Source organism: Pseudonocardia kunmingensis (assembly GCF_006716445.1).
Classification (GTDB): Bacteria; Actinomycetota; Actinomycetes; order Mycobacteriales; family Pseudonocardiaceae; genus Pseudonocardia; species Pseudonocardia kunmingensis.
In genome coordinates, this window is sequence record NZ_VFPA01000001.1 from 3,205,922 (window position 1) to 3,229,712 (window position 23,791).

Genomic DNA, 23,791 nt, shown 5'->3' on the forward strand with positions numbered 1-23,791 from the left:
CGTCATTCTCGCCATTTTCGCCTTGCTCGTCGTCTTCGCCCTGCTCGCCGTGCTCGCCATCACGGCTGACCCGGCCGCACCAGCGGCTTAGGGTCCGAGCGTGTCGCCGGACCGACTGCTCACCACCCCTGAGGCCGCTGCGGCTCTCGGCCTGTCGGAGCGGAGCCTGTCGCGGTGGGCGAAGGAGGGTCGGCTGATGCCGACGGTCGTCACACCCGGGAACCAGTACCGGTGGGACCTCGACGAGCTGCGGGAGCAGCTCCGAGCGCTGCGGAAGCGTCCGGACTGACCGCCGCTCCCCGAACGGATCTCTCCACGGTGACGTAGCGTGTGATCGTGCGTTTCCACGTCGATGCCGTGCTGTTCGACATCGACGGCACCCTGGTGGACTCCACCGCCGCGGTCGTGCGCAGCTGGACCGCATGGGCGGCGCGGTACGGCCTCGACGCCGAGGAGATCCTCCGCGTGTGCCACGGCCGGCGCAGCGAGGACACGATCGCCGGGTTCCTGCCGGTCGGGGAGCAGGCGGCGGGCGTCGCGGCGTTGGCGGAGCTGGAGCTGGCCGACCTGGACGACGTGGTCGCGCTGCCCGCGACGCGGGCGCTGCTGCGCGACCTCCCCGCTGATCGCTGGGCCGCCGTGACGTCGGGCTCGCGGGTGTTGATGCGGGCCCGCCTGGCCGCTGCGGGCCTGCCCGTTCCCGAGGTGCTCGTCTCGGCGGGCGATGTCAGCGCGGGCAAGCCCGACCCGGAGGGGTACCTGAAGGCCGCCGCCGCGCTCGGGTACGAGATCACCCGGTGCCTGGTGGTCGAGGACGCCCCGGCCGGGATCGGGGCGGGCCGCGCGGCGGGTGCGCACACGCTGGCGGTGGCGACGTCGCACCCCGCCGTGGAGCTGGCGGCGGCCGACGCCGTGGTCCCGGACCTGACCGCGTGCACGGTGGAGCGCACCGCGGACGGCCTGGTGGTGATCACGACGGCCGGGCGGGCCGGACCCCGGCCGAGCTGGTCAGGAGCCTGAACCTGTCGGTCCCGTGATCCACCCGATCTGTACTCCGCGGCCGCTGTGACCGTCACGGCGCACCGCTCGGACCGATCATGGGTGGTTGATCGGTCCGAGCAGCACCTCAGTGCCGAGGACGCAGCTGTGGCGTGCGGCTCGGGGCGATCACGGCGGCGCGTTCACCAGGGCACCGGGCCGTCGTCGTCGAAGAAGCCGCCGGTCGGTCCGCCGTTCGGCAGGGTCGCGAGCCGGATGGCGATCGCCGCGCCCTGCCGCGGGGTGCGGAAGCCGCGCGAGCCGTTGAGGTCGGTCGCGGTGAAGCCGGGGCAGGCCGCGTTGACCAGGATCGTCGTGTCGTACAGCTCCTTGGCGTACTGCACGGTGATGTTGTTGAGCATGGACTTCGACGGCGAGTAGCCCGCGGAGATCGGCCGGCCCGCGTTGTCGCCGAACGTGGTCTGGCGGGTGAGGGAGCCGCCGCTGCTGGACATGTTCACGATCCGCGGTGCCGCCGCGCGGCGCAGCAGCGGCAGCATCGCGTTGGTGACGCGGACGACGCCGATCACGTTGACCTCGACCGCCGTCCGGATGACATCGAGGCCGATCTTCGTGGGTTCCTGCGGGAAGCCGCCGATCACGCCCGCATTGTTGACGAGGACGTCGAGCCGGCCGGTCCGCTCCTCGATCAGCCGGGCCGCGGCGGCCACGCTCTCGTCGTCGGTCACGTCCAGCGGTACGCCGAACGCGTCGACGCCGGCTGCGCGCAACGTCGTCACGGCGGCCTCCCGGCGCTCGGCGTCGCGGGCCCCGACGCCGACGGTGTCGCCCAGCGCGCCCAGACCGGCCGCGATCTCGTACCCGATGCCCTTGTTCGCGCCGGTGACCAGCGCAACTCGTCGTTCGCTCACGTCCTCCACGGTGGCCGCGCCGGCTCCGGGACTCCAACACCGATCGGGTGCGCACCGATACCGCAGCGGTCTCGATCCGCTGCGCCCGGCGGTAGCGTTCCCGTGTGGAGACGCGGGAGCTGCGGTACTTCGTCGCGGTCGCCGAGGAGCTGCACTTCGGCCGGGCCGCGCAACGGCTCGGGATGGCGCAGCCGCCGTTGTCGCGGGCGATCCGGCAGCTCGAGCGGCGCCTCGGCGTCGCCCTCCTGGAACGCACCAGCCGGTCGGTCGCGCTGACCGAGGCCGGGCGCGTCCTGCTGCGCGAGGGGCGAGCGGCGCTCGATGCGGTGGCGGCAGCCGACCGGCGGACCCGGCGAGCCGGTCTGGCCACGACGGGCCGCCCGGCCCTCGTCCTCGTCACCAAGGCCGGGGCGTCGGGTGACCTGCTCGCGAAGCTGCTCGACGCGTACGCCGCGGAGCCCGACGCGGTGGCCGTCGACGTGCTGCTCTGCGGGTTCGCCGAGCAGGAGCGGCTGCTGCGCGACGGGCGGGCCGACGTCGCGCTGCTGCACCGGCCGCACGACTCCACCGCCGGGTTCGACACCGAGGACCTGGCCACGGAGGGGCAGGTCGCGGTCCTGCCGGCCGGGCACCACCTGACGGGGCGTGCCCACCTGCGGATGGCCGACGTCACCGCGCTGTCCGGCCTGCCGACGCCGCGGTGGCCCGGGCCGGGCGGGGAGTACCCGGACGGCCCGGGACCCGAGGTCCGCGACAACGCGCAGCTCTACCAGCTGATCGCGCTCGGCCGGGCTGTCGCAGTGCTACCGGAGTCGGTCTGCACCCACCTGCGCGACGACCTCGCCGCCGTACCGGTGGTGGACGCGCCGCCGGTGACCACGGTGATCGCCTGGCCCCCGCACAGCCGATCCCGCGCGGTCGCCGGCCTCGTCAGGGTCGCGACGCGCCTGTAGAGCTTGCACCGCGCGGCCGGCGAGAGCGGTCCCGGCATCAGCAGTACGAGTCCCAGATGCGCTCCCACCAGCTGAGCTGGGTGCAGTCGATCCACATCGTCGGGTGCGGCGCCGTGCTGGTGGAGACCTCGACCGCCGTGGCCGGGGTCGCCGAGGCGGCAGCGGGGATGACCATCGCCGAGCCGAGAGCCATCAGGAAGGTCGCCGTCACGGTGATGCCGAGCCGGGTTGTCGAGCGCTTGTTCATCCATCCTCCAGAGTCGTCGGGGCGCGATCGTGCTCGGCGACGAGGGCGGTGACCAAGACAGTTCGAACTTCCGGCAAGCGTGATCAGCACCCAGCTGGTGATCATGAAGGTCTCGATCAGGCCGCGCTCGGCGCCGGCTGGGCGGCGGGCCCGCCCGCGACGGACGCCGCGGCAGGACGCCGGGCGAGGTGCGCGGCGAGCAGCAGGCAGCCGAGGCCGAGCAACGTGCCGTGGACGACCCGGAACCCGGGCTCGGCGAAGAACTGCGGCAGGAACAGCACGGCACCCGCGGCGAAGGGCAGCGCCGTGCCGTGGAGGGACCGCAGCCCGACCGCGGTGAACACACCGGCCGCCGCGAGCAGGACCAGTCCGGCGGCGAAGATCGTGACCTGCGCCGGTCCCATCCGGATCGCCTCGGCGAGCTGCGCGAGCAGTGCGGGATCGTCGATCCGGGCGCCGAGGACGTGCAGCGCGAAGGTCTCGGCCCCGTAGTAGACGGCGGTCAGGCCCGTGCCGAGCCACCACGTGGCGACCGCGGCCGCGAGCGGTGTGGTGCGGTGGCGCAGGAACAGCGCCAGCAGCCCGGTCCCCGCCAGCAGGAAGCCGAGCACGGCGGACAGGTGAGCCGTGAGCCACCAGTGCGAGCTGAACGCGGCCGCGGTGGTGGCGGGGTCGAGGTCGCCGTAGGGCCGCGCCGCGGGGTAGAGGACGAAGAGGACGCCCGCCGCGGCGAACGCGGCGGCCCCGGTGCGGCGAAGGGCGGTGCCGGCGGCTGGGGCGGGGTGGTGCGACATGATCGAGCCCTTCCGGGGAGAGCGGTGCTCACGACGCCGTGAGCCTGTCTGAGACTGCTGCTCCTTGTCAAGAGCACCGCTCCGACACGCGCGCGGCGACTGCCGCCCGTCCTAGGGTTCGCACCATGGACGCGATGTCCCAGCTCCTGAGCGGGCTCAGCGCGCACGGGGCGTTCGTGCTGCGGTGCTCCCTGCGGTCGCCGTGGGCGATGCGGATCGAGGACGAGGCGCCGATCAGCGTCGTCGCCCCCGTGCGGGGGCACGCCCACATCTGCCCCGATGGTGCGGATCCGGTACTGCTGAACGCCGGCGACGTCGCCGTCGTCCGGGGGCCGCGGCACTACCGGGTGGCCGACGAGGTCGACAGCGTGCCGCAGGTGCTGATCAGGCCCGGGCAGGTGTGCATCGACCTCGCCGGCCGCGACACGCCACCCATGAGCGAGGTCGGCGTCCGGACCTGGGGGAACGCCGCCGACGGCGACACGCTGCTGCTGGACGGCACCTACGAGTCGCAGACGAGCGTGGGCCACCGGCTGCTGCGCAACCTGCCCGAGCTGGTCGTCGCCCCGCGCGAGCACGTCCCGGGGGCGCTGGTCGACTACCTCGGCGTGCAGATGGCGCTCGACGAGCCGGGCCAGGAGGCCGTCCTCGACCGCCTGCTCGACCTCGTCCTCGTCGCGGTGCTGCGGTGGTGGTTCGCCGAACAGGCCGGTGACGGGGCCAACTGGTACCGCGCCCACGCCGACCCGGTCGTCGGCCGCGCGCTCGGCCTCATGCAGGGCGACCCCGCCGCCCCGTGGACCGTCGCGTCGCTGGCGGCGAGAAGCGGGCTGTCGCGGGCCGCGTTCGCGCGGCGCTTCACCGAGCTCGTCGGCGAGCCCCCGATGACGTTCCTGACCACCTGGCGGCTCACCGTGGCGGCCGACCTGCTCACCGAGCCGGGGATGACCGTCTCGGCGGTGGCGCGCAGGGTCGGCTACTCGACGCCGTTCGCGTTCAGCACCGCCTTCAAGCGGCTGCACGAGGTGAGCCCGCAGCACTACCGGGACCGGCAGGGGATCGCCTGACCGCCGTCCTCAACGCCCGTACCCGCCGTAGAGCTCCGCGAGCAGCGCGACCACGTCGTCCGTGGCCGGGTGCCGGTCGTCGCGCCACCACACCACCCGCACCGGGACGGGGGGTGCGCCGTGCAGGCGGCGGAACACGACGCCCTGGCGCCGGTACTGGGTGAGGGTGCTCTCCGCGGTGACCCCGATGCAGCGCCCGGTGGCGATGACGGCGAGCCAGTCGTCGACGTCGCGGGTCTCCTCCACCTCGGGGCGGGCGTCCGGCGGCCAGAGCTCGACGGTGCCGGTGCCGGTGCGCGGGTCGACCGCGAGGACCCGGCTCGCCAGGTCGGCGGGCCGAAGCCGGCTGCGGCGGGCGAGCGGGTCGTCCGCGGCGAGCGCGGCGTAGCGCGGCTCCAGGCCGACGACGGCGCCGGCGAACCGGCGGGGGTCGATGCGCTCGGGGTCGAGCACGGCGGACGCGGAGCGCACGACGGCGACGTCGCAGGCGCCCTCGGCCAGGCCGCCGGTCGGCGAGTTGGTGCGGACGAGCTGCAGCGTCACGTCCGGGTGCTGCGCGGCCCACCGCCGCTGCAGGGCGAGCGTGTGCTTCCCCACGGCCGCCCACGCGTGGCCGAGGCGCAGCCGGCCCGCGCCGCCGCGCACCTCCCTCGCCAGGTCCTCGACCTCGGCGAGGACCCGCCTCGCCCGGCTCACGGCCCGCTCTCCCGCGGCGGTGAGCAGGACCTCCCGGCTGGTGCGCCGCAGCAGTCGCGCCCCGAGCGCCTCCTCCAGCGCCGCGAGCGTGCGGGAGACCGACGGCTGGGTGCGGCCGAGCTCCGCGGCCGCACCGGTGAACCCGCCGGCGTCGGCGATCGCCACCAGGCAGCGCAGGTGCCGCAGCTCGACATCCATACGTCCAGCGTATCGCTGGATCGCGCATTGCATTTTGCGAATGCTTTGCGGCGGCTCATCCTGGCGGTGTGGACACCGGCACCTCGACCCCAGCCCCCGAGCGCCTCCGCGCGTCGGGGGTGGCGCTCATGGTGGGCAGCGGTCTGGCGAGCCAGTCGGGGGCGGCGGCCGGGGCGCTCGCGTTCGACGCGATCGGGCCGGTCGGCGTGGTGGCGGTGCGCCAGTGGGTGGCAGCGGTGGTGCTGCTGGCGGTCGGGCGGCCGCGGCTGCGGTCGTTCACCCGGGAGCAGTGGTGGCCGGTGCTCGGGCTGGCCGCGGTGTTCGCCGTCATGAACGTGTCGCTCTACAGCGCGATCGACCGCATCGGGCTCGGCCTGGCCGTCACCCTCGAGTTCCTCGGCCCCCTGGCCGTCGCGCTGGCCGGCGCCCGGCACCGCGCCACGCTCGGCTGCGCGGCGCTGGCCGCGGCCGGCGTCGTGGTGCTCACCCGGCCGCAGCCGGCCACCGACGCGCTCGGCATCGGGCTGGCGCTGCTCGCCGCCCTGTGCTGGGCCTGCTACATCCTGCTCAACCGCACGGTCGGCAGGCGGACGCCCGGGGTGAGCGGCTCGGCCGCCGCGGGTGTGGTGTCCGGGCTGGTGTACGTGCCGGTCGGCATCGCGGTCCTCCTCGCGCACCCGCCCACCGCCGCCGCGCTCGCCTACGCCGCCACCGCGGGCGTGCTGGCGTCGGTCGTGCCGTTCCTGGCCGACCTGCTGGCCCTGCGTCGCGTCCCCGCCCACCTCTTCGGGATCTTCATGAGCGGCAGCCCGGTGTACGCGGCGACCGTCGGCGCGATCGTGCTCGGCCAGGCGCTCGCCGTGCTCGACTGGCTCGGCATCGCGCTCGTCGTCACGGCCAATGCCATGGCGGTGCTCCTCACCTCGCGGCGCGCGCGGACGGCACGGCGGGACGCGCGCGTTCCACGCCAGGCGCCGGGAGACCACGGCCCTGGCGGCGTCGACGCCGCGTGACCGGACCCGTCACAGGTAGGGGCGGGTGATCATCTCGAGGAAGTGGCCCGCGGGATCCCGGAAGTAGACGCCGCGGCCGCCGTGCTCGGTGTTGGTCTGCCCGGGACGGGACATCTGCGGGTCGGCCCAGTGCTCGACGCCGCGCTCGCGCAGTCGCCGGTAGGCGCGGTCGAAGAGCTCGTCGTCGACGAGGAACGCGTAGTGCTGGTTCTGGATCTCGGGGAACGCGTCGACCGGGAGGTCGGCGAACTGGATCAACACCCCGCCGTCGAGCAGCACGTTCGTGAACGGGCCCCACGAGGGCGCCTCCGCGGCCTCGAAGATCTCGCGGAAGAAGCGGGCGGACTCCGCGCGGTCCCGCGCGGCGACGATGGTGTGGTTGAACGTGACGGGCATGGTGTCCTCTCGGTCGTGGCGTGCACCGAGCAGGAGGGCCTTCCCGGACCGGTGAGCACGCCTCGTGCCGCGAGAACCGGGGGAGATGCGCGCCGCGGGCCCGTGCGGGAGGTGCTCGACCCGACGCGTGACGTCGGTGCCGGCCGGTACGGCCACTCCTTCCCGGTAGGCCCATGGGGGCGCGATGAGGAGGGTAGACGCTCCGCTCGGGCGCGGCCAGACCCCGCTCGGCACCGGCCCGGACGTACGTGACGGGCTAAGGTCGTCTGCATAAGCAACAGCGGTTCACATGTGTAGACATTGGAGGGTCCAGTGCCCGCGAGCCAGCGCATCTCCGCCGTCGAGGTCACCCCGGTGGCCTTCCGGGACCTCCCCCTGCTCAACTCCGTCGGCGTGCACGAGCCGTTCGCGATCCGCGCGATCGTCGAGGTCCGCACCGACGAGGGCCTGACCGGCCTCGGTGAGACCTACGGCGACAGCCTGCACCTCGACCGGCTCCGCCGAGCCGCCGAGCTGGTGGCCGGCGCGGACGTGTGGGACCTCAACGGCCTCGCCCGCCGGGTCCGGACCTCGCTCGAGGGCGACACGGGCAGCGGCGGGCACGGGATGGCCGGCATGGTCACCAGCTCCAGCACCGCCGACACCGTCCTCTCGCCCTTCGAGGTCGCGTGCCTGGACATCCAGGGGAAGGCGACCGGGCTCCCGGTCAGCAGCCTGCTGGGCGGCGCGGTGCGGGACCGGGTCGAGTACTCGGCATACCTGTTCTACAAGTGGGCGGGCCACCCCGGCGCCGAGCCGGACGCCTGGGGTGCCGCCCTGGACCCGGACGGGATCGTCACCCAGGCGAAGCGGATGATCGCCGACTTCGGCTTCTCGGCGATCAAGCTCAAGGGCGGGGTGTTCGAGCCGGACGCCGAGATCGCCGCGGTCGAGGCGCTGGCCGAGGCGTTCCCCGGCCATCCGCTGCGGCTGGACCCGAACGGGGCCTGGACTCCTCGGACGTCCATCCGGGTCGGGCGGAGGCTGGACGGGATCCTCGAGTACCTGGAGGACCCGACCAGCGGCATCGCGGGCATGGCGGAGGTGGCCCGCGCGGTGCCGATGCCGTTGGCCACCAACATGTGCGTCGTCGGCTTCGCCGATCTGGAACCGGGGATCCGGCAGGACGCGGTGCGGGTGGTGCTCTCCGACCACCACTTCTGGGGCGGGCTGCACCGCTCGAGGCTGCTCGCCGGCATCTGCGAGACCTTCGGGATGAGCCTGTCGATGCACTCCAACAGCCACCTCGGCGTCAGCCTGGCGGCGATGACGCACCTGGCCGCGGCCACGCCCGACCTCACCTACGCCTGCGACACGCACTGGCCGTGGAAGGACCCGGAGGAGGACGTCGTGCGGCCCGGGGTGCTGACGTTCGCCGAGGGGGCGGTCGCCGTTCCGACGACGCCCGGGCTCGGCGTCGAGCTGGACCGGGACAAGCTGGGCGCGCTGCACGAGCAGTACCTGCGCAGCGGCATCCGCCGCCGCGACGACACCGGCTACATGAAACGCATCGACCCGGGCTACGAGCTGGTGAAGCCGCGCTGGTGAGGTGCCGGCCCCCTGCTCACGCCACCTTCTTGACGAGGTCGGCCAGGTCGGCCTGCTCGGCCTCGGTCAGGTCGGTCAACGGCGGGCGGACGGGGCCCGCGGGACGGCCGACCGCGGTGAGCCCGGCTTTGACGATCGAGACCGCGTAGCCCGCGCGCCGGTTGCGGATCTCCAGGTAGGGCAGCACGAACTCGGCCAGGCGGGCGTGGACGTCGGCCCGGTCGCGCTCCCGCACCGACCGGTAGAACTGCGCCGCCCACGCGGGGGCGAAGTTGTGGATCGCCGAGGAGTAGGTCGTGACGCCCAGTTCCAGGTAGGGGAGCGCGTAGGTCTCGGCGGTGGGCAGGCCCCCGACGTACACGAGCCGCTCGCCGTGCGTGGCGTGCAGCCGGGTGAGCAGGTCGATGTCGCAGACGCCGTCCTTGAACCCGATGAGGTTCGCGTGGTCGGCGACGAGCCGGTCGACGGTGGCTGCGGTGAACCGGGCATTGGCCCGGTGGTAGACGACCACGCCCAGCGAGGTGGCCCGGCACACGGCGGCGACGTGCCGGTGGAGACCCTCCTGGTCGACCTCGGTCAGGTACGGCGGCAGCAGGAACACCCCGTCGGCGCCCCGCTCCTCGGCGCTGCGGGCCATGGCGACGGCGGTGGCGGTGCCGTAGCCCGCGGGGGCGACGATCGGCAGCTCGGCGGGGGCGGCGGCGCGCGCGGCCGAGACGACGCGGGCGACCTCGTCGGTGGTGAGGCTGAAGAACTCGCCCGTGCCACCGGCGGCGAACAGGCCGGAGGCCCCGAACCCGCTCTGCCACGCGACGTGCTCGCGGTAGGCGGCCTCGTCGAACTGCAGGTCGGCCGTCGCGTGCGTGACGGGGAACGACAGCAGCCCGGCGCCGAGCGCCGCGCGGAGATCTGCGGGGGAGAAACGGGACTTCGCGCTGGTCATGACGGGCGTCTCCTGGTCGGTGGACGTCGGCGTCCGCGGCCACGGGCCCGCCGGGGACGATGTCAGGCTAGCAGCGGTCAGCCAGAATGGTGAACGTCGTCTTCATATGAGGACGCGGAACGGGTTGACGCCTCCCGTGCTCGCTCCTAGGTTATCCACGGATCGAAACGCTGTCTGCATACGTGAACGCTCTGGGATGCCCCGCCCCCGTACGCGGAGGACCAACGATGACTTCTGCCGAAGGGAGAGCGGTGCCCTCCCGCCCGAGAACCCGGTCCACGCGTCGGCGCCCGCTCGCCGTCGTGGCCCTGGCCGCGCTGCTTGCTCTCGCCACTGCCGCCTGCGGCGGCGCGGCCGCGAGCGCCGCGCCGGACACCGTCCGGCTCGTGATCACCGACGAGCCGCCCACCCTGGAACCGTGCGACGCCTCGCTGACCTCGACCGGCGTCGTGGTGCGCTCCAACATCACCGAGCCGCTGGCCGAGCGCGACCCGGAGACGGGTGACCTCGAGCCCCTTCTCGCCACCTCATGGGCGCAGACCGCGCCCACCACCTGGACCTTCGAGCTGCGACCCGGGGTGACCTTCTCCGACGGCACGCCGTTCGACGCGGCCGCCGCCGCGTTCGCCGTGGACCGGGCCGTGAACGGCACGATCGGCTGCGACGTCGAGGGCTACGTCTTCGGCGACACGGACCTGCAGCTCGCCACGCCCGGCCCGCTGACGCTGCAGGTCAGCACGCCGGAACCGGACCCGATCCTGCCGCTGAAGCTGTCCTTCGTGGAGATGGTGGCGCCCTCGACCAGCCCGACGGAGAAGGTCCGCGAACCGGTCGGCACCGGGCCCTACACCGTCGGCACCTGGGACGCGGGCACGCGGCTGGTGCTGGAGCGCAACCCCACCTACTGGGGCGAGGCGCCCGCGTTCGCCCGCGCCGACTACCAGTGGCGCGACGACCCCACGGTGCGCGCGGCCATGGTCGTCAACGGCGAGGCCGATCTCGCCACCGGCCTCGGTCCCGAGGACGGCGCCGACGAGCTGGGCGTCTCGTTCCCGAACAACGAGACCACGGCGCTGCGCATCCAGGCCGACCAGCCCCCGCTGGACGACATGCGCATCCGGCGGGCGATCTCGCTGTGCATCGACCGCAACGGGATCATCCGGGCGCTGTTCAACGGCGACGCCCAGCCCGCCGCGCAGCTCGTGCCCGACGGCGTCGTCGGCTTCAACCCCGCGCTCGACCCGCTGCCGTTCGACGTCGACCAGGCGCGCCGGCTCGTCGACGAGGCCCGCGCCGACGGCGTGCCCGTCGACACCCCGCTCCGGTTCATCGCGCGCACCGGGATGTTCCCGCGCATCGAGCAGGTCGTGCAGGCCATCGCCTACCAGCTCGGGGAGGCCGGGCTCACGACCGGCATCGAGATGATGGACACCGCCGAGCAGAACAGCTACCAGCAGCGGCCCTTCCCCGAGGGCGCGGGCCCGTACCTGCTGATGATCCAGCACGGCAACCAGTCGGGCGACGCCTCCAACAGCGTCGACCAGTACCTGCGCAGCGAGGGCTACCAGAGCAGCTGGGGCACGCCCGAGTTCGACGCGCTGATCGACCGGGCCGAGGCGCAGGCCGGGGACGCCCGCCAGGAGGCGCTCGGGCAGCTGTTCGCGCAGGAGCCCGAGTCCATCCACCAGTACGCCTACATCGCACACATGCGCGGCATCCTCGCCCGCTCGCCGCGGCTGGACTACGAGCCGAACTCCGCCACCGGCGACGAGATGCGGCTGGCGGAGATGGCGCCGATCCCCGGAGGCCGGCCGTGACGACGTTCCTGCGCAAGCGGGCGCTCAGCAGCGCGCTGCCGCTGCTGGTCGTGCTCCTGGGTGTGTTCCTGCTCGCCCGGCTGACGGGCGACCCCACCTCGCTCTACCTGCCCGAGGCCGCCACGCCCGCCCAGCGCGAAGCGTTCGCACAGGCCAACGGGCTCGACCTGCCGGTGTGGCAGCAGCTGCTCGACTACCTCGCCGGAGTCGCGCAGCTGGACTTCGGCACGTCGCTGCGCACCGAGGAGCCGGCCGCGGAGATGGTGCTGCGGGCCTACCCGTACACGCTGCAGCTGGCGGCCGTCACGATGCTGCTCGCCGTGGTCGGCGCGGTCGTCGTCGGCAGCTGGGCGGCCTACCGCCCCAACTCGGTCGCCGACCGCGTGTCCTCGTTCCTGTCCATGACGGGCGCGAGCGTGCCGGACTTCTGGCTCGCGGTCACCGGCGTGTGGCTGTTCGCCGTCGTGCTCGGCATCCTGCCGACCTCCGGCACCGACAACGGGGTCCTGTCCTGGGTCCTGCCGATCGTCGTGCTGATGGTCCGGCCGCTGGGCGTGCTCACCCAGGTGGTCCGCGGCGCGATGGTCTCGGCGCTGTCCGCCCCCTACGTCCGCCTGGCCCGCAGCAAGGGCGCCGACAGCCGCCGAGTCGTCACCCACCACGCCCTGCGCAACGCCGCCGCGCCCGCGCTGACGGTGGCCGGGGACCTGGCGGTGTCGCTGGTCAACGGTGCCGTCATCGTCGAGACGATCTTCGGGTGGCCCGGCATCGGCAAGTTGATGATCGACTCGATCCTGCAGCGCGACTTCGCCGTCCTGCAGGCCGCCGTCCTGCTCACCGCCGTGACGATCTTCGTGATGAACATCCTGATCGACGTCGGCTACGCCCTGCTCGACGCCCGCGTCCGCGACGCCGCGACCGTCTAGGAGCCGCTCATGTCCACGAGCACCGAGAACCCGCCCGAGGTGGTCGCCGCAGCGCCGAGGCGCCGCACGCCCACGCTGTCGCGGCTGCTGCTGGCCGACCGGGTCGCCGTCGTCGCGGCCGTCGTGCTGGTCCTCGCCGCGCTGTGCGCCGCCGTCGGGCCGCTGCTGCTGGGTGATGCCGCACAGCGCCAGGACCTCGGCCTGTCCCGGCTGCCCCCGTTGTCGTTCGACCAGCTGGGCCTCCTCGGCCTGCTGGGCACCGACCCGCTGGGCCGCAGCGTGCTGGCGCGGCTGGTCGTCGCCAGCGCCACCACGTTCTCCGTCGCACTGCCGACGGTGCTGCTCGCGATGCTGATCGGGGCCGCGGTCGGGATGTGGGCGGGCTTCCACCGCGGGCGCCGCGAGACGGTCGCGATGCGCGTCGCCGACGTCATCATGAGCTTCCCGTCGCTGCTGCTCGCCGTGGTCGTGCTGTACGTGTTCGACCCGGGCGTCGCGACGATCGTCGCGGTGCTGACGATCACGCGCATCCCGGTCTTCCTGCGCACCGCCCGCGCCGAGTCGGCCGAGCTGCAGCGGCGCGGGTTCGTCGACGCCGCGCGCACCTTCGGCACCCCGAGCAGCCAGATCATCCGCCGCCACGTCCTCCCGGTCATCCTGCCGACCCTGCTGACGGTCGCCACGCTCGACTTCTGCTACGTCACGCTGGCCGAGTCGTCGCTGTCGTTCCTGGGCATCGGCATCCAGCCGCCGCAGGTCAGCTGGGGTCTCATGGTCGCGGAGGGGCGCACGTACCTGCGCACGGCGTGGTGGCTGTCGTTCTTCCCCGGCCTCGCCATCGTGCTGACGACGGTGTCGGCCACCGTCCTGTCGGCCTGGGTGCGCCTGGCGACCGACCCGGCGCAGCGCTGGCGGCTCACGACGGCCGGCGCGACGAAGCACACGCCGACGATCGAGGGAGGGGTGGCATGACCGCCGTCGCCGAGAACGCGACCGGGCGCGGCTCCGGGGTCGTCCTCGAGGTCGAGGGCCTGACCGTCGACATCCGCACCCCCGAGGGCACGGTCCGCGCCGTCGACGACGTGGGCTTCACGGCGCGCCGCGGCGAGACGCTGGCGCTGCTCGGCGAGTCCGGGTGCGGCAAGTCGATGACCGCCCGCGCGGTCGTCGGCCTGCTCGACCCCGTCGCCGAGGTCACCGCGGGGGCCGTGCGCGTCGACGCCGACGCCGGCCGCGTCGACCTCGTCACCGCGGACGAGCGGACCCGCAGGGCGATGGCGGGTCCGGAGATCGCGATCGTCTTCCAGGACGCCCTGACCGCGCTCAACCCCGTCTACCCGGTGGGGACGCAGCTCGCGGAGCCGTTCCGGATCCACCGCGGCATGAACCGCAAGCAGGCGCGCTCCATGGCGGTCGACCTGATGAGGCGCGTCGGCATCCCGGAGCCCCAGACCCGCGTGGACTCCTACCCGCACCAGTTCTCCGGCGGCATGCGCCAGCGACTGCTCATCGCGATGGCGGTGGCCCTGTCGCCCAGCGTCCTGCTGGCCGACGAGCCGACGACCGCGCTCGACGTCACCGTGCAGGCGCAGATCATGGCGTTGCTGCGCGACCTGCGCACCGAGCACCGCATGGCCGTCGTGCTCATCACGCACGACCTCGCGCTCGTCGCCGAGGAGGCGGACCGGGTCGCGATCATGTACGCGGGTGTGGTGGTGGAGACCGGGCCGGTCCAGGACGTGTTCGCCGCACCCCGGCACCCGTACACGAAGGGCCTGCTCGACTCGGTCCCCGAGCACGTCGCCCCCGGGGAGGAGCTGCGCTCGATCGGCGGCGCCCCGCCCGAGCTCGCCGCCGTCCCGGCCGGCTGCGTCTACCAGGACCGGTGCCCGCTCGTGCGCGACGACTGCCGGGCCGCGCGCCCGCCGCTCGTCCCCGTCGGCGCGCCCACCGCCGACCGGGCGGCCGCCTGCTTCCACTCGTCGGAGGTCGAGAATGCCTGACGCGTCCGCGCCGCTGGTGCAGGTCGAGGGCCTCACCAAGCGGTTCACCGTCCGCTCCGGGCGGCGGACCAGGCAGCTGCGCGCCCTGGACGGCGTCGGCTTCGCGCTGCGCCGCGGCGAGACGCTCGGCCTGGTCGGCGAGTCCGGCTGCGGCAAGTCGACGCTCGCGCGCACCCTGCTGATGCTGGAACGCCCCGACGGCGGCACCGTCCGCTTCGACGGCACCGACCCGTTCGCGCTGCGCGGCAAGGAGCTGCTGGACTTCCGGCGCCGCGTGCAGATGGTGTTCCAGGACCCCTACGACTCCCTGAACGCCCGCATGACCGCAGGCGAGATCATCGCCGAGCCGTGGCGCACGCACCGGGGCATGTACGCCACCTCCCGCGACCGCGCCGCCCGCGTGCGCGAGCTGCTGCACCTGGTCGGCCTGCGCCCCTCCGACGCCGAGCGGCACCCGCAGGAGTTCTCCGGCGGTCAGCGGCAGCGGATCGGCATCGCCCGTGCGCTGGCACTGGCCCCGGACGTCGTGGTGTGCGACGAGCCGGTGTCCGCGCTGGACCTGTCCGTGCAGGCCCAGGTGCTCAACCTGCTCGCCGAGCTGCAGCGCGAGCTCGGCGTCTCCTACGTCTTCATCTCCCACGACCTGTCCGTGGTCCGGCACGTCGCCGACCGGGTCGCGGTCATGTACCTGGGGCGGATCGTGGAGTCCGGGACCACGGAGCAGGTCTTCGACCGGCCCCGGCACCCCTACACGGCGGCCCTGCTGTCGGCCGCGCCGTCCCTGGACCGGTCGGCCCGAGCGAACCGGGTCGTGCTCGAGGGGGAGATCCCCTCGCCGCTCGAACCGCCGTCGGGCTGCCGGTTCCGGTCGCGCTGCTGGAAGGCGACGGACGTCTGCGCCGTGGAGGCGCCGCCGCTTCACCGCGACGGGAGCGGGCACGGCGCGGAGTGCCACCACCCGCTCGTGGCCGAACCGGAGGCGCTGGCCGAAGCCCGGTGAGCATCCCCGCGTTCACACTCGTCGTGGTGGCGGTGCTGCTCGCCGCCTGCCTGCAGGCCTCGATCGGGTTCGGGATGGGCATGCTCGCCGCCCCGGTCGTCGCCCTGGTGGACCCGACGCTCGTACCGGGCGTCATCGTCCTGCTGGGCACGCTCGTCACGCTCCTGGTGACGGTGCGCGAGCGCGCGAGCATCGACCTGCGCGGCACCGGCTGGGCGCTGGCCGGGCGGGTCCCGGGCACGGTGGTCGGGAGCGTGCTCGTGGCGTTCCTGCCCGAGCGGGGGCTGGCGCTCATGCTCGCCGGGGTGGTGCTGCTCGGGGTGGTGCTGACCTCGCTCGGCTGGGCACCCGAGCCACGCAGGCCGGCGCTCGTCGTGGCCGGCGCGGCCTCCGGTGTGTTCGGCACCGCGACCGCGATCGGCGGACCGCCGATGGCCCTGGTCTGGCAACGGTCCTCCGGCGCGCGGCTGCGCGGGACCATGGGCGGGTTCTTCCTGGTCGGCTCCGGGCTGTCGGTCGTGGGCCTGACGCTGGCCGGCGCGATCGACGCGCACGTCCTCACCCGCACGGCGTGGCTCGCCCCGGCCGTGGTGGCGGGCTACGTGCTCTCCCGGCTGGTCAACCGGGTGTTGGACCGGCGCAGGCTGCGGCTCACCGCCATCGCGGTGTCGGCGCTCGGGGCGGTCGTCCTCATCGCCCAGCAGCTGGTGTGACCGCGGGCCGCACGGCGGCGTCCTCATATGCAGACGACCGGCCAGCACTTCGGTAGGCCGCATGCCTGTGCGGACTGCCGTCCCCCGCGCTGGCTAACCTGAGCGCGAGAGAGGGGGCGAGCCATGACGCCACGACCGGCATCCGCGCTCGAGGGCTCCACGACCGGGGTGCGCGAGGTCAAGTCCGCGGCGCGCACCGTCGAGGTCCTGGAGTTCCTGGCCGCGCGGCAGAACCGGCCGGTGCGGCTGCGGGAGCTCAGCGAGGCCCTCGGCGTGCCGCGCAGCAGCCTGCACGCACTCCTGCGCACGCTCGCCAAGTACGGCTGGGTGCGCGCGGACACCACCGGCACGCTGTACGGCATCGGGATCCGCGCACTGCTCGCCGGCACCAGCTACCTGGACTCGGACCCGTACCTGCCGCTGATCGCGCCGCACCTCGACGAGCTGCGCGAGCAGCTGGACGAGACCTTCCACTTCGGCCGGCTCGACGGCACGGACGTCGTCTACCTGGCCACCAAGGAGTCCAGCAAGTACCTGCGGCCCTACAGCCGCGTCGGCCGCCGGTTGCCCGCGTACAGCACGTCGCTGGGCAAGGTGCTGCTGGCGGCCCGGGACGGCGCCGAGCGGGACGCGCACATCCCCGCCGAGCTCGCCCGGCTCACGCCGCACACGCTCACCGACCGCGCCCTGCTCGACGCCGACCTGGCCGCCACCCGCGAACGCGGCTACGCCGTGGACAACGAGGAGAACAGCCTCGGCCTGCGCTGCTTCGCCGTCGCGCTGTACTACGCGGACGTGCCCACGGACGCGATCAGCGCGTCCATCCCGATCGCGCGGCTGGACGAGCAGCGCCAGCTCGAGGTCGTCGAGGCGCTGCGCCAGGTCGCGGACCGGATCGGGCGCGTGGTGGGGCCGCTGCACAGCGCGGGGGGATGGGTCTGAGGGCGCGTGCGCCGGGCCCGCAGCACGTCCGGGCGCGGGCGTTCCCGGGTGCCTACCTCCCGCCGGCGGCGTCCTCCCTGCCGCCGGGGCTCGCCGCCCGACCGAGGCCCAGCCCGCCGACCACCTGCGACTCCTGGCTCGTGAACTCCCCGGTGAGCATCGGCATGGCCGCGGCGATCGCGGCGCGGGTCGCGGGGAGCTGGAGGGACGCGGCGTGGTGCGTGGCGCTCTCCCACACCTCGGTGACCCAGATGCGGTCGTCGTCGGTGGCGCAGGCGCTCACGACGTAGGAGTGGCAGCCCGCCGCGCGCAGCCCGTCGACCCCGTCGAGCAACAGGGCGATGACGTCGTCGCGCATGCCGGGTCGGGCGCGCATGCTGCCGATGTAGCCGTACATGCCGCCATCCTCGCGGCCGGCGACCGGACCGCATTGGACGAACGCGACACGCGTTCAGCCGATCCGGGCCTCGTCCCCGCGGCGCAGGATCTCCTCGACGGTCTCCTCGACCGACAGGCGCGAGCTGTCCAGCCACAGCCCCAGCCGCGGTGTCTCCTCGCGCAATGCGTGGTCGAGCGCGTCGACGGTCCACCGGTCGTAGGCCTGCTTGCCCCGCGCCTCCTCGCGCGCCGCGACCGCGTCGGGGGTCGGCGCGAGGACGACCACGTGCAGCGGCCGGCTGCGGATCGCCGCGACGAGGCCGGTGAGCTCCTCGCCGAGCACGACGTCCTGGGCGACCACGGTGAAGCCCGCCTCGGCGGGTCCGCGTCGAGCGGGTTCGGGGTCAGAGCCCGATGGCCTCGTCGGAGCCGCCGGAGTCCCCGGAACCGGAGTCCCCGCCGGAGTCGCCGGAGTCCCCGGAGTCGCCGGAGTCCCCGGAGTCGCCGGATCCCGAGTCCCCGGAGTCGTCCGGCTCCTCGCCGCCGGAGCTGCTGTCGTCGGGCGGGTCGTCGGAGGTTCCGGCGGGCGCGCTCTGCTCACCCACGGGCGGGCTCTGCCGGCCGAGGTCCGGCGCCGCGCTCGCGGCGCCGCCCGACCACGCCAGTGCCGCGCTCAGCACGACCACGAGACCGGCCTCGAGGGTGATCTTGCGTTGGGTGTTCACGGATGCTCCTTCCGGACGGGTGTTGCGGGATGAGGACGGCGACGACCAGCACCACCAGCAGCGGCAGCACCGGGACGTGCCAGAGGAAGTCGAAGGCGCTGTGCACGGCGAAGGCGGCGAGCAGCGCGGCGGCGGCCGCGCCGTCCCGGCTCCGGCCCCGCAGCGCGGCGAGGGCGAGCGCGAGCAGTGCGGCCAACACGGCCGCGAGGCCGACGATGCCGGTCTCGGCGGCGGTCTGCAGGAACTCGTCGTGGGTGTAGCGGGCCCGCACGGGCACCCCGGCGTGGTCGACGTAGTGCAGGTCCAGCTGTCCGGGGCCGACCCCGGTGAGCGGCGCGGTGCCGAACTCCGCCGCGGTGGCGCGCGCGAGGTCGGCACGCTCGGCGGAGCTCGCGGAGATCCGGTCGGCCCGGACGGCGCGCCCGGCGTCGGCGACGGGGGTCGCGGCGAGCAGCGCCACCGCGACGAACGCCGTCGTGACGGCGGTGGCGGCGACGATGCCGGTCGCCGTGCCGCGGCGCGACAGCACGAGGACGCCGAGCCCGGCGGCGGCACCGGCGAGCGCGGCGAGCGGGTGCGGCGGGGCGCCGGCGGGCAGGGACGGCAGCAGCCCGGCGAGCGCGGGCGCGGCTGCCGGCAGCACCACGGCGATCCGGAGCGGCAGGTCGGCGCGCCGGGTGACCGCCACGTGGACGCCGCACGCGACGAGCAGCGCCAGGAGGCCGGCCCGGCTCATCGTGGCGACGAGCCCGACGAGCAGCACCGCGGTGACCGGGTCGGGCAGCGGCCGAGCGGTCCGCGGCCGGGCCGCGACGAGGACCAGCCCCACCACGAGCAGTGCGGCCGTGGCGTTGGCGTAGGTGAGCGTGGAGGCGGCACGCCAGATGCCGGACGACGGGAGCGCGAGCGGGTCGAGGTGCAGCGCCACACCCAGCCAGCCCGAGACCGCGACGACGACGGCCACCGCGACGACGATGCCGACGAGCACGCGTCGCGGTCGTTCCGGAAGGCCCGATGCGGACACCGCCACGGCGGCGGCCGCCACGGCCAGCACGGCAGTGGGTGCCGCGGCGGCGACGTCCCCGGCGAGATGGCCGCTGACCAGCGCCCAGAGCCCGAACCCGCCCAGGCACGCGCACGCGGTGGTGATCCCCGGCGGGGGTCGGCGTCCGCGCACGGTCGCCCGCGCCGCCGCCGCGGCCCCCAGGAGCAGCAGCACGGTCCCGGCCCCGTAGAACGCGCCCCGCGTGAGCGCGCCGTAGGCGACGGCCGTGCCCAGGCCCAGCACGACGACGCGGTCGCGCACCGAGGCGCGCTCCGCGGCGGTCGCAGGTCCGGTCACGGCCGCCACTCTGCGTGGCGATCGGGAGGTGCGCTGCGCCCGCCGGGGACGTCCACCGGATCGGCGGTCCGCGCATCAGGTGCTTTCCGGGGCGCCTGGTGCCGCTGAGCAGCGACGGGGGCGGCGCGGACGCCGGGAGGGTGATCCCGATGGGGTCTGCGTCGGCGCGTCAGTACCGCCGGCCGGTCAGTCCGAGGTAGCGCGCGCGCCACGGAGCGTCGTCGGCGACCCGGACCTCCGCGCGGAAGATCCCGAAGGACCGCCACATGTCGGCCGACGGCGCGGTGCCCTCCCACATCGCCTGCGCCAGTTCCTCGGTGAGCGGCGACTCGGCGCCGAGGTGGCGTGCGACGTCGTGCGCCGCGAGGCTGCGCGCCACGTTGAGCTGCCAGAAGTAGTCCCACATCGGGACGTCGCCGTACCCGCAGTGGACGACGGCGTCGCGGTCGGTCACCCGTGCCGCGGCGGCGCGGGCCCGCTCGGCGATGCGGGCGTAGCCGGCGTGCGGGTCGTCGCCGAGCAGGTCGCCGTCGTAGGCGTCGCGCCCGACCTCGTCCATGGCCCGGCCGGCGAGCATGTCCGGGATCCACGCCTCGTCGTAGGCGGCGTGGGCGAGCACCCCGCGAAGGGGCACGGCCTCGTCCGCGCCGGGCATGTCGAACAGGGGCGGGAGCACGCTGTCCATGTCCTGGGCCCCGATCAGCCCGAACGCCTGCTGCGCCGCCTCGTCCGCCAGCCGGAACACCGTGGCTTCGTGGATCATCCGTCCTCCTCGTTCGTCGCCGGGAGGACGCTACGGCCGATGTAGGACAGTCACTGGCACACAGGTCGGCGGGAAATCGCTGTGCCCGACGACGCGCCCGGGCTACCGTCCCGCCATGCCCGGTTGACGCCCGTTGCCGCCCCGTGCACGCCCGCTGGCCCGCCGCACCGTCGCGTGGGCGCTGGTCGCGGACGTCGTGCCGCTCTACCCGCTCTACGCGCTGCTGTTCACCTCCACCGGCCTGTCCGTCGCGCAGGTCTCCGCGTTGTTCGCGATCTGGTCGGCGGTGGCCGTGCTGGCCGAGGTGCCCTCCGGGGCGCTGGCCGACCGGTTCTCGCGGCGCGGCTGCCTCGTCGCCGCCGGCGTGCTGCAGGCCGCCGGCTACGTCGCGTGGGTGCTGCTGCCGGGCTTCCCCGGCTTCGCGCTGGGCTTCGTGCTGTGGGGCTGCGGCGGATCACTGGTCACCGGTGCGCTCGAGGCCCTGCTCTACGACGGGCTGGTCGCGGCAGGAGCGCAGGACCAGTACGCGCGGGTCTACGGGTGGGTCACGGCCATGGAGCTGGTGGCGCAGTTCCCGGCGGCGGCCGCCGCCACGCTGCTGTTCGCCGCGGGCGGCTTCCCGCTGGCGGGCTGGGTGAGTGTCGGCACCTGCCTGCTCGCGGCGGTGCTGGCGGCGCGGCTGCCCGAGCCGGCGCGCACCGGCACCGACACCGGCACCGACACCGGCACCGACACCGACGCCGCGGAGCCCGGCTACCTCGAGACGCTGCGTGCCGGCGTCGCGGAGGCCGCTCGCGCCCCGGCCGTGCGCGCCGTGCTCGTGGCCGCGGCGGTCCTCGGCGCGTTCGACACCGTCGAGGAGTACTTCCCGCTGCTGCTCGCCGGCTGGGGCGTCCCGACCGCGCTCGTCCCGCTCGCGGACCTGCCGGCCGTCCTGGCCGGCGTCGCGGGCGCCGCGCTCGGGGGAGCGGCCGCCCGCCTGCCGCCCTGGGCGCTCGGCGCCGTGCTCACCGTGGCGATGCTCCTGCTCGGCGGGGCCGGCCTGGCCGCGCACCCGGCGGGCATCGCGGCGGTGGCCCTGTTCTACGGCGGCTACCGGGCGGTGCTCGTGGTCGTCGACGCACGGTTGCAGGAGCGGATCGAGGGCCGCTCCCGGGCGACGGTGACGTCGGTGGCCTCGCTCGGCACCGAGCTCGCGACGTTCGGCCTGTACGCGGCGTGGGCCGGTGGCGGGGCGCCGTTCCTGGCCGCGTGCGGGCTGCTCGTCGCCGGGGTCCTGCCGGTGCTGCTGCGCACCCGCCCGGGTGCGGGTAGCGGCGCCCCCGGTGGCCGCTACCCGCACGGCGAGGAGAGCGCCCGCGCCGTCGGGGATGCGTGACGCCGGTCACGTACCAGGCGGCTCCCGACGGGGCAGCGGGTGGACGGCGGGGCCCTCCAGCACCGCGCCGTCGACGTCGAAGCGCGAGCCGTGGCAGGGGCAGTCCCAGCTGGTCTCGGCGGCGTTGAACCGGACGAGGCAGCCCAGGTGCGTGCAGCGCATCGACACGGCGTGCAGACCCCCGTCCTCGTCGCGGTAGACGCCGGTGCGGTCGGTGCCCGACCGCACCACGCCTGCCGAGCCGGGGGCGAGCTCGGCCGCCGAGGAGATCCCGCCGGGCAGCAGCCGGTCGCCGACCATGTCCACGCCGACCTTCGCGTTCATCCGGGCCAGCTGCGGCAGGCCGCGCGGGGAGAAGCGGTGCGGGCTGAACGTGTCGGAGCCCGGGCCGCCCGCGAGCTGCTCGGCGAGGAGCGCGGCGGCCATCGTGCCGCCGGACAGCCCCCACTTCGCGAACCCCGATGCCACGTACATGCGCGACGAGCCCGGTGTGTACGTGCCGATGACGGGCGTGTGGTCGTAGGGGATCGGGTCCTGGGCGGACCAGCGGTGCGTGACCTCCTCGACCTCCCAGTGCTCGCGCAGGTGCCGTTCGACGGCCCGGTAGCACGACTCGTCGACGCCGCGCGCGCCCGCCGGGTGGCTCTGCCCGAGAACGATCATCAACTCGCCCGCGGAGCGGTAGGACCAGGTCTGCGAGCCGGTCGTGATCGACATCGCGCGGGCGGGCTCGCCGCGCACGCGGCCCGCAACGCAGTAGGAGCGGCCTGCCTGCATCCGCGCGAAGTACAGGCCCCGGTCCCACACCGGGTAGTGCGTGGCGACGACGACCCGGTCTCCGCTGAGGGTCCCGCGGGTCGTCTCGACCCGCAGCGGGGAGCCGTCGGTGACGCCGAGCGCGCGCGTGTCCTCGAAGACGTGGCAGCCGTCGCCGTCGACCGCCGCCGCGAGTCCCGCCACGTACTTCACGGGGTGGAACTCCACCTGGTCGGACAGCCGGACGGCACCGGCGACGGGGTAGGGCAGGTCGGTGGTGGCCGTCATCTCCACCGGGAGCCCCGCACGCCGGGCCGCCTCGAACTCCTGCTCGACGCCGCCCAGGTCCCCGTCCTGCACGGCGACGGTGCACGCGTCGCGGCGCTGCAGGTCGCACTCGATGCCCTCGCCCGCGGCGAGCTCGGCCACCAGCTCCACGGCGGCCAGGCTGCGCGCGGCGTACTCGTCGGCCACCGCCGGCCCGCGCACGGACGCGATCGAGGTCAGCACCGTGGACTGCAGCGCGGTGACCTTGGCCGTGTTGTTGCCGCTCACCCCCGCACCGACGCGCCCGGCCTCGACGACGGCCACGCGCGCGCCGCGGCGCTTCAGCAGCAGCGCGGTGGTGAGGCCGGTGATGCCGCCGCCCAGCACGAGGACGTCGAACGTGCGCGCCTGCGCGGGCGGGGGATAGGTCCGGGACGGCATCGCGGCGAGCCAGAGCGACTGCGCGGCGGTCGTGGTCGGTGGCAACGGACCCTCCGGGGCGTCGGGTCCGACCGTTCTACCCGGAGATCGACGCGGTCAACCCGGTTCGCACGGGCCCGGTTCGCACGGGCCCGGTGCGCGCAGCCGGTACTCGCCGCCGTGACCGGCCACCTCGTGGAGGTCGTAGTGGTGCACGATCTTCGGCCCACCGTGCAGGTGGACGTAGCGCACGGTGTCGGGGGCGGGGTCGGACGGCTCCCGGGTGTCGACGCGACCGTCGAGCGGGCCGCCGACGAACCAGTAGACATCGCGGCCGCGCGCGAGCGTCTCCTCGTCATCCACGGTCGGCCCGCAGCAGTTCGAGCACGTCGGGCAGGCCGAGGAACTCGGCTGTGGCCGGCGTCGACTGGTCGCCCTGCGCGGGAGCGGCCCCGGCGCTCCGGGCCGGCAGCGTCTCGGCGTCCGGCCCGTTCGGGTGCGGGGGTGGCTCCGGGTGCACGCGACCACGGTAAGGGCGCGCGGGTGTGTTCGCCGGG

At 74.6% G+C, this 23,791-nt stretch carries 28 protein-coding genes; 14 read left to right on the forward strand and 14 right to left on the reverse strand.

Annotated elements, in window-relative coordinates:
* The first annotated feature begins 100 nt into the window (after positions 1-100).
* Complete coding sequence (locus tag FB558_RS15320) at positions 101-289, forward strand: helix-turn-helix domain-containing protein (RefSeq protein WP_142053241.1); 189 nt, start codon at positions 101-103, stop codon at positions 287-289.
* 47 nt (positions 290-336) lie between these two features.
* Positions 337-1,020 (forward strand): HAD-IA family hydrolase, encoded by a 684-nt coding sequence (locus tag FB558_RS15325; RefSeq protein WP_142053243.1) that lies wholly within the window; start codon positions 337-339, stop codon positions 1,018-1,020.
* Positions 1,021-1,181: 161 nt separating this feature from the next.
* Here the strand turns inward: FB558_RS15325 and FB558_RS15330 are convergent, their stop codons facing one another.
* The gene (locus FB558_RS15330; RefSeq protein WP_142053245.1) at positions 1,182-1,910 is read right to left on the reverse strand and encodes an SDR family oxidoreductase; all 729 of its coding nucleotides are present in this window, start codon (positions 1,908-1,910) and stop codon (positions 1,182-1,184) included.
* Positions 1,911-2,014: 104 nt separating this feature from the next.
* Between FB558_RS15330 and FB558_RS15335 the strand changes: the two genes are divergently transcribed.
* Positions 2,015-2,863, forward strand: coding sequence for a LysR family transcriptional regulator (locus FB558_RS15335; RefSeq protein ID WP_142053246.1), 849 nt, complete (start codon positions 2,015-2,017; stop codon positions 2,861-2,863).
* A 37-nt stretch (positions 2,864-2,900) separates the two neighbouring features.
* Here FB558_RS15335 and FB558_RS45195 read toward each other — a convergent pair whose 3' ends face one another.
* Together FB558_RS45195 and FB558_RS15345 are read right to left on the reverse strand one after the other, a co-directional pair.
* Entirely contained in the window at positions 2,901-3,110 is a 210-nt protein-coding gene (locus tag FB558_RS45195; RefSeq protein WP_142053248.1) for a hypothetical protein, read from the reverse strand.
* Positions 3,111-3,226: 116 nt separating this feature from the next.
* Positions 3,227-3,904: a hypothetical protein gene (locus FB558_RS15345; protein ID WP_211366423.1), complete on the reverse strand. Its 678-nt coding sequence runs from the start codon at positions 3,902-3,904 to the stop codon at positions 3,227-3,229.
* Between the two features lie 125 nt (positions 3,905-4,029).
* Between FB558_RS15345 and FB558_RS15350 the strand changes: the two genes are divergently transcribed.
* Positions 4,030-4,971 carry an AraC family transcriptional regulator gene (locus FB558_RS15350; protein WP_142053250.1) on the forward strand — a complete coding sequence of 314 codons (942 nt, stop codon included), beginning with the start codon at positions 4,030-4,032 and terminating at the stop codon, positions 4,969-4,971.
* A gap of 9 nt (positions 4,972-4,980) precedes the next feature.
* Here FB558_RS15350 and FB558_RS15355 read toward each other — a convergent pair whose 3' ends face one another.
* Positions 4,981-5,865, reverse strand: a complete 885-nt coding sequence (locus FB558_RS15355) for a LysR family transcriptional regulator (RefSeq protein ID WP_142053252.1) — start codon at positions 5,863-5,865, stop codon at positions 4,981-4,983.
* A 68-nt stretch (positions 5,866-5,933) separates the two neighbouring features.
* On the opposite strand from FB558_RS15355, the gene FB558_RS15360 reads away from it, so the two are divergent.
* The gene (locus tag FB558_RS15360) at positions 5,934-6,878 is read left to right on the forward strand and encodes an EamA family transporter (RefSeq protein ID WP_246106453.1); all 945 of its coding nucleotides are present in this window, start codon (positions 5,934-5,936) and stop codon (positions 6,876-6,878) included.
* A 9-nt stretch (positions 6,879-6,887) separates the two neighbouring features.
* Here the strand turns inward: FB558_RS15360 and FB558_RS15365 are convergent, their stop codons facing one another.
* Entirely contained in the window at positions 6,888-7,274 is a 387-nt protein-coding gene (locus tag FB558_RS15365) for a VOC family protein (RefSeq protein ID WP_142053254.1), read from the reverse strand.
* A 312-nt stretch (positions 7,275-7,586) separates the two neighbouring features.
* Here FB558_RS15365 and FB558_RS15370 point away from each other — a divergent pair, with 312 nt between their 5' ends.
* Positions 7,587-8,861, forward strand: a complete 1,275-nt coding sequence (locus FB558_RS15370) for a glucarate dehydratase family protein (protein ID WP_142053256.1) — start codon at positions 7,587-7,589, stop codon at positions 8,859-8,861.
* Positions 8,862-8,877: 16 nt separating this feature from the next.
* On the opposite strand, the gene kdgD is transcribed toward FB558_RS15370, so the two are convergent.
* Entirely contained in the window at positions 8,878-9,804 is a 927-nt protein-coding gene (kdgD, locus tag FB558_RS15375; RefSeq protein ID WP_142053258.1) for a 5-dehydro-4-deoxyglucarate dehydratase, read from the reverse strand.
* A 227-nt stretch (positions 9,805-10,031) separates the two neighbouring features.
* Here kdgD and FB558_RS15380 point away from each other — a divergent pair, with 227 nt between their 5' ends.
* The 7 genes from FB558_RS15380 to FB558_RS15410 all read left to right on the forward strand — a co-directional run bounded on the left by FB558_RS15380 (position 10,032) and on the right by FB558_RS15410 (position 17,205).
* Positions 10,032-11,621: an ABC transporter substrate-binding protein gene (locus FB558_RS15380; RefSeq protein WP_142053260.1), complete on the forward strand. Its 1,590-nt coding sequence runs from the start codon at positions 10,032-10,034 to the stop codon at positions 11,619-11,621.
* Entirely contained in the window at positions 11,618-12,547 is a 930-nt protein-coding gene (locus FB558_RS15385; protein ID WP_142053262.1) for an ABC transporter permease, read from the forward strand. Before FB558_RS15380 ends, FB558_RS15385 begins: the two co-directional genes overlap by 4 nt.
* A 9-nt stretch (positions 12,548-12,556) precedes the next feature.
* Entirely contained in the window at positions 12,557-13,519 is a 963-nt protein-coding gene (locus tag FB558_RS15390; protein ID WP_142053264.1) for an ABC transporter permease, read from the forward strand.
* Entirely contained in the window at positions 13,516-14,550 is a 1,035-nt protein-coding gene (locus FB558_RS15395; RefSeq protein ID WP_142053266.1) for an ABC transporter ATP-binding protein, read from the forward strand. Before FB558_RS15390 ends, FB558_RS15395 begins: the two co-directional genes overlap by 4 nt.
* Positions 14,543-15,550: an ABC transporter ATP-binding protein gene (locus FB558_RS15400; RefSeq protein ID WP_142053268.1), complete on the forward strand. Its 1,008-nt coding sequence runs from the start codon at positions 14,543-14,545 to the stop codon at positions 15,548-15,550. The genes FB558_RS15395 and FB558_RS15400 overlap by 8 nt, the downstream gene beginning before the upstream one ends.
* Entirely contained in the window at positions 15,547-16,263 is a 717-nt protein-coding gene (locus tag FB558_RS15405; protein ID WP_142053270.1) for a sulfite exporter TauE/SafE family protein, read from the forward strand. The genes FB558_RS15400 and FB558_RS15405 overlap by 4 nt, the downstream gene beginning before the upstream one ends.
* 123 nt (positions 16,264-16,386) lie before the next feature.
* Complete coding sequence (locus tag FB558_RS15410; protein ID WP_142053272.1) at positions 16,387-17,205, forward strand: IclR family transcriptional regulator; 819 nt, start codon at positions 16,387-16,389, stop codon at positions 17,203-17,205.
* 52 nt (positions 17,206-17,257) lie between these two features.
* Here FB558_RS15410 and FB558_RS15415 read toward each other — a convergent pair whose 3' ends face one another.
* The 5 genes from FB558_RS15415 to FB558_RS15430 all read right to left on the reverse strand — a co-directional run bounded on the left by FB558_RS15415 (position 17,258) and on the right by FB558_RS15430 (position 20,413).
* Complete coding sequence (locus tag FB558_RS15415) at positions 17,258-17,602, reverse strand: putative quinol monooxygenase (RefSeq protein ID WP_142053274.1); 345 nt, start codon at positions 17,600-17,602, stop codon at positions 17,258-17,260.
* Between the two features lie 54 nt (positions 17,603-17,656).
* Positions 17,657-17,944, reverse strand: a complete 288-nt coding sequence (locus tag FB558_RS15420; protein ID WP_142053276.1) for a hypothetical protein — start codon at positions 17,942-17,944, stop codon at positions 17,657-17,659.
* 43 nt (positions 17,945-17,987) lie between these two features.
* Positions 17,988-18,188, reverse strand: coding sequence for a hypothetical protein (locus tag FB558_RS43255; RefSeq protein WP_170231309.1), 201 nt, complete (start codon positions 18,186-18,188; stop codon positions 17,988-17,990).
* A complete protein-coding gene (locus FB558_RS15425) occupies positions 18,181-19,650 on the reverse strand; it encodes an O-antigen ligase family protein (RefSeq protein WP_142053278.1) in 1,470 nt (489 codons plus the stop codon). Before FB558_RS15425 ends, FB558_RS43255 begins: the two co-directional genes overlap by 8 nt.
* Before the next feature lie 169 nt (positions 19,651-19,819).
* A complete protein-coding gene (locus FB558_RS15430; protein WP_142053280.1) occupies positions 19,820-20,413 on the reverse strand; it encodes a DinB family protein in 594 nt (197 codons plus the stop codon).
* Positions 20,414-20,546: 133 nt separating this feature from the next.
* Between FB558_RS15430 and FB558_RS15435 the strand changes: the two genes are divergently transcribed.
* Positions 20,547-21,791, forward strand: coding sequence for an MFS transporter (locus tag FB558_RS15435; protein ID WP_246106454.1), 1,245 nt, complete (start codon positions 20,547-20,549; stop codon positions 21,789-21,791).
* A 6-nt stretch (positions 21,792-21,797) separates the two neighbouring features.
* On the opposite strand, the gene FB558_RS15440 is transcribed toward FB558_RS15435, so the two are convergent.
* Genes FB558_RS15440 through FB558_RS43260 form a run of 3 tightly spaced genes read right to left on the reverse strand, consistent with a single transcriptional unit; the run spans position 21,798 to position 23,754 of the window.
* A complete protein-coding gene (locus FB558_RS15440; protein ID WP_142053282.1) occupies positions 21,798-23,300 on the reverse strand; it encodes an FAD-dependent oxidoreductase in 1,503 nt (500 codons plus the stop codon).
* A gap of 51 nt (positions 23,301-23,351) precedes the next feature.
* Complete coding sequence (locus tag FB558_RS15445) at positions 23,352-23,597, reverse strand: hypothetical protein (protein WP_142053284.1); 246 nt, start codon at positions 23,595-23,597, stop codon at positions 23,352-23,354.
* The gene (locus tag FB558_RS43260; protein ID WP_170231310.1) at positions 23,590-23,754 is read right to left on the reverse strand and encodes a hypothetical protein; all 165 of its coding nucleotides are present in this window, start codon (positions 23,752-23,754) and stop codon (positions 23,590-23,592) included. The genes FB558_RS15445 and FB558_RS43260 overlap by 8 nt, the downstream gene beginning before the upstream one ends.
* Between the last annotated feature and the right edge of the window lie 37 nt (positions 23,755-23,791).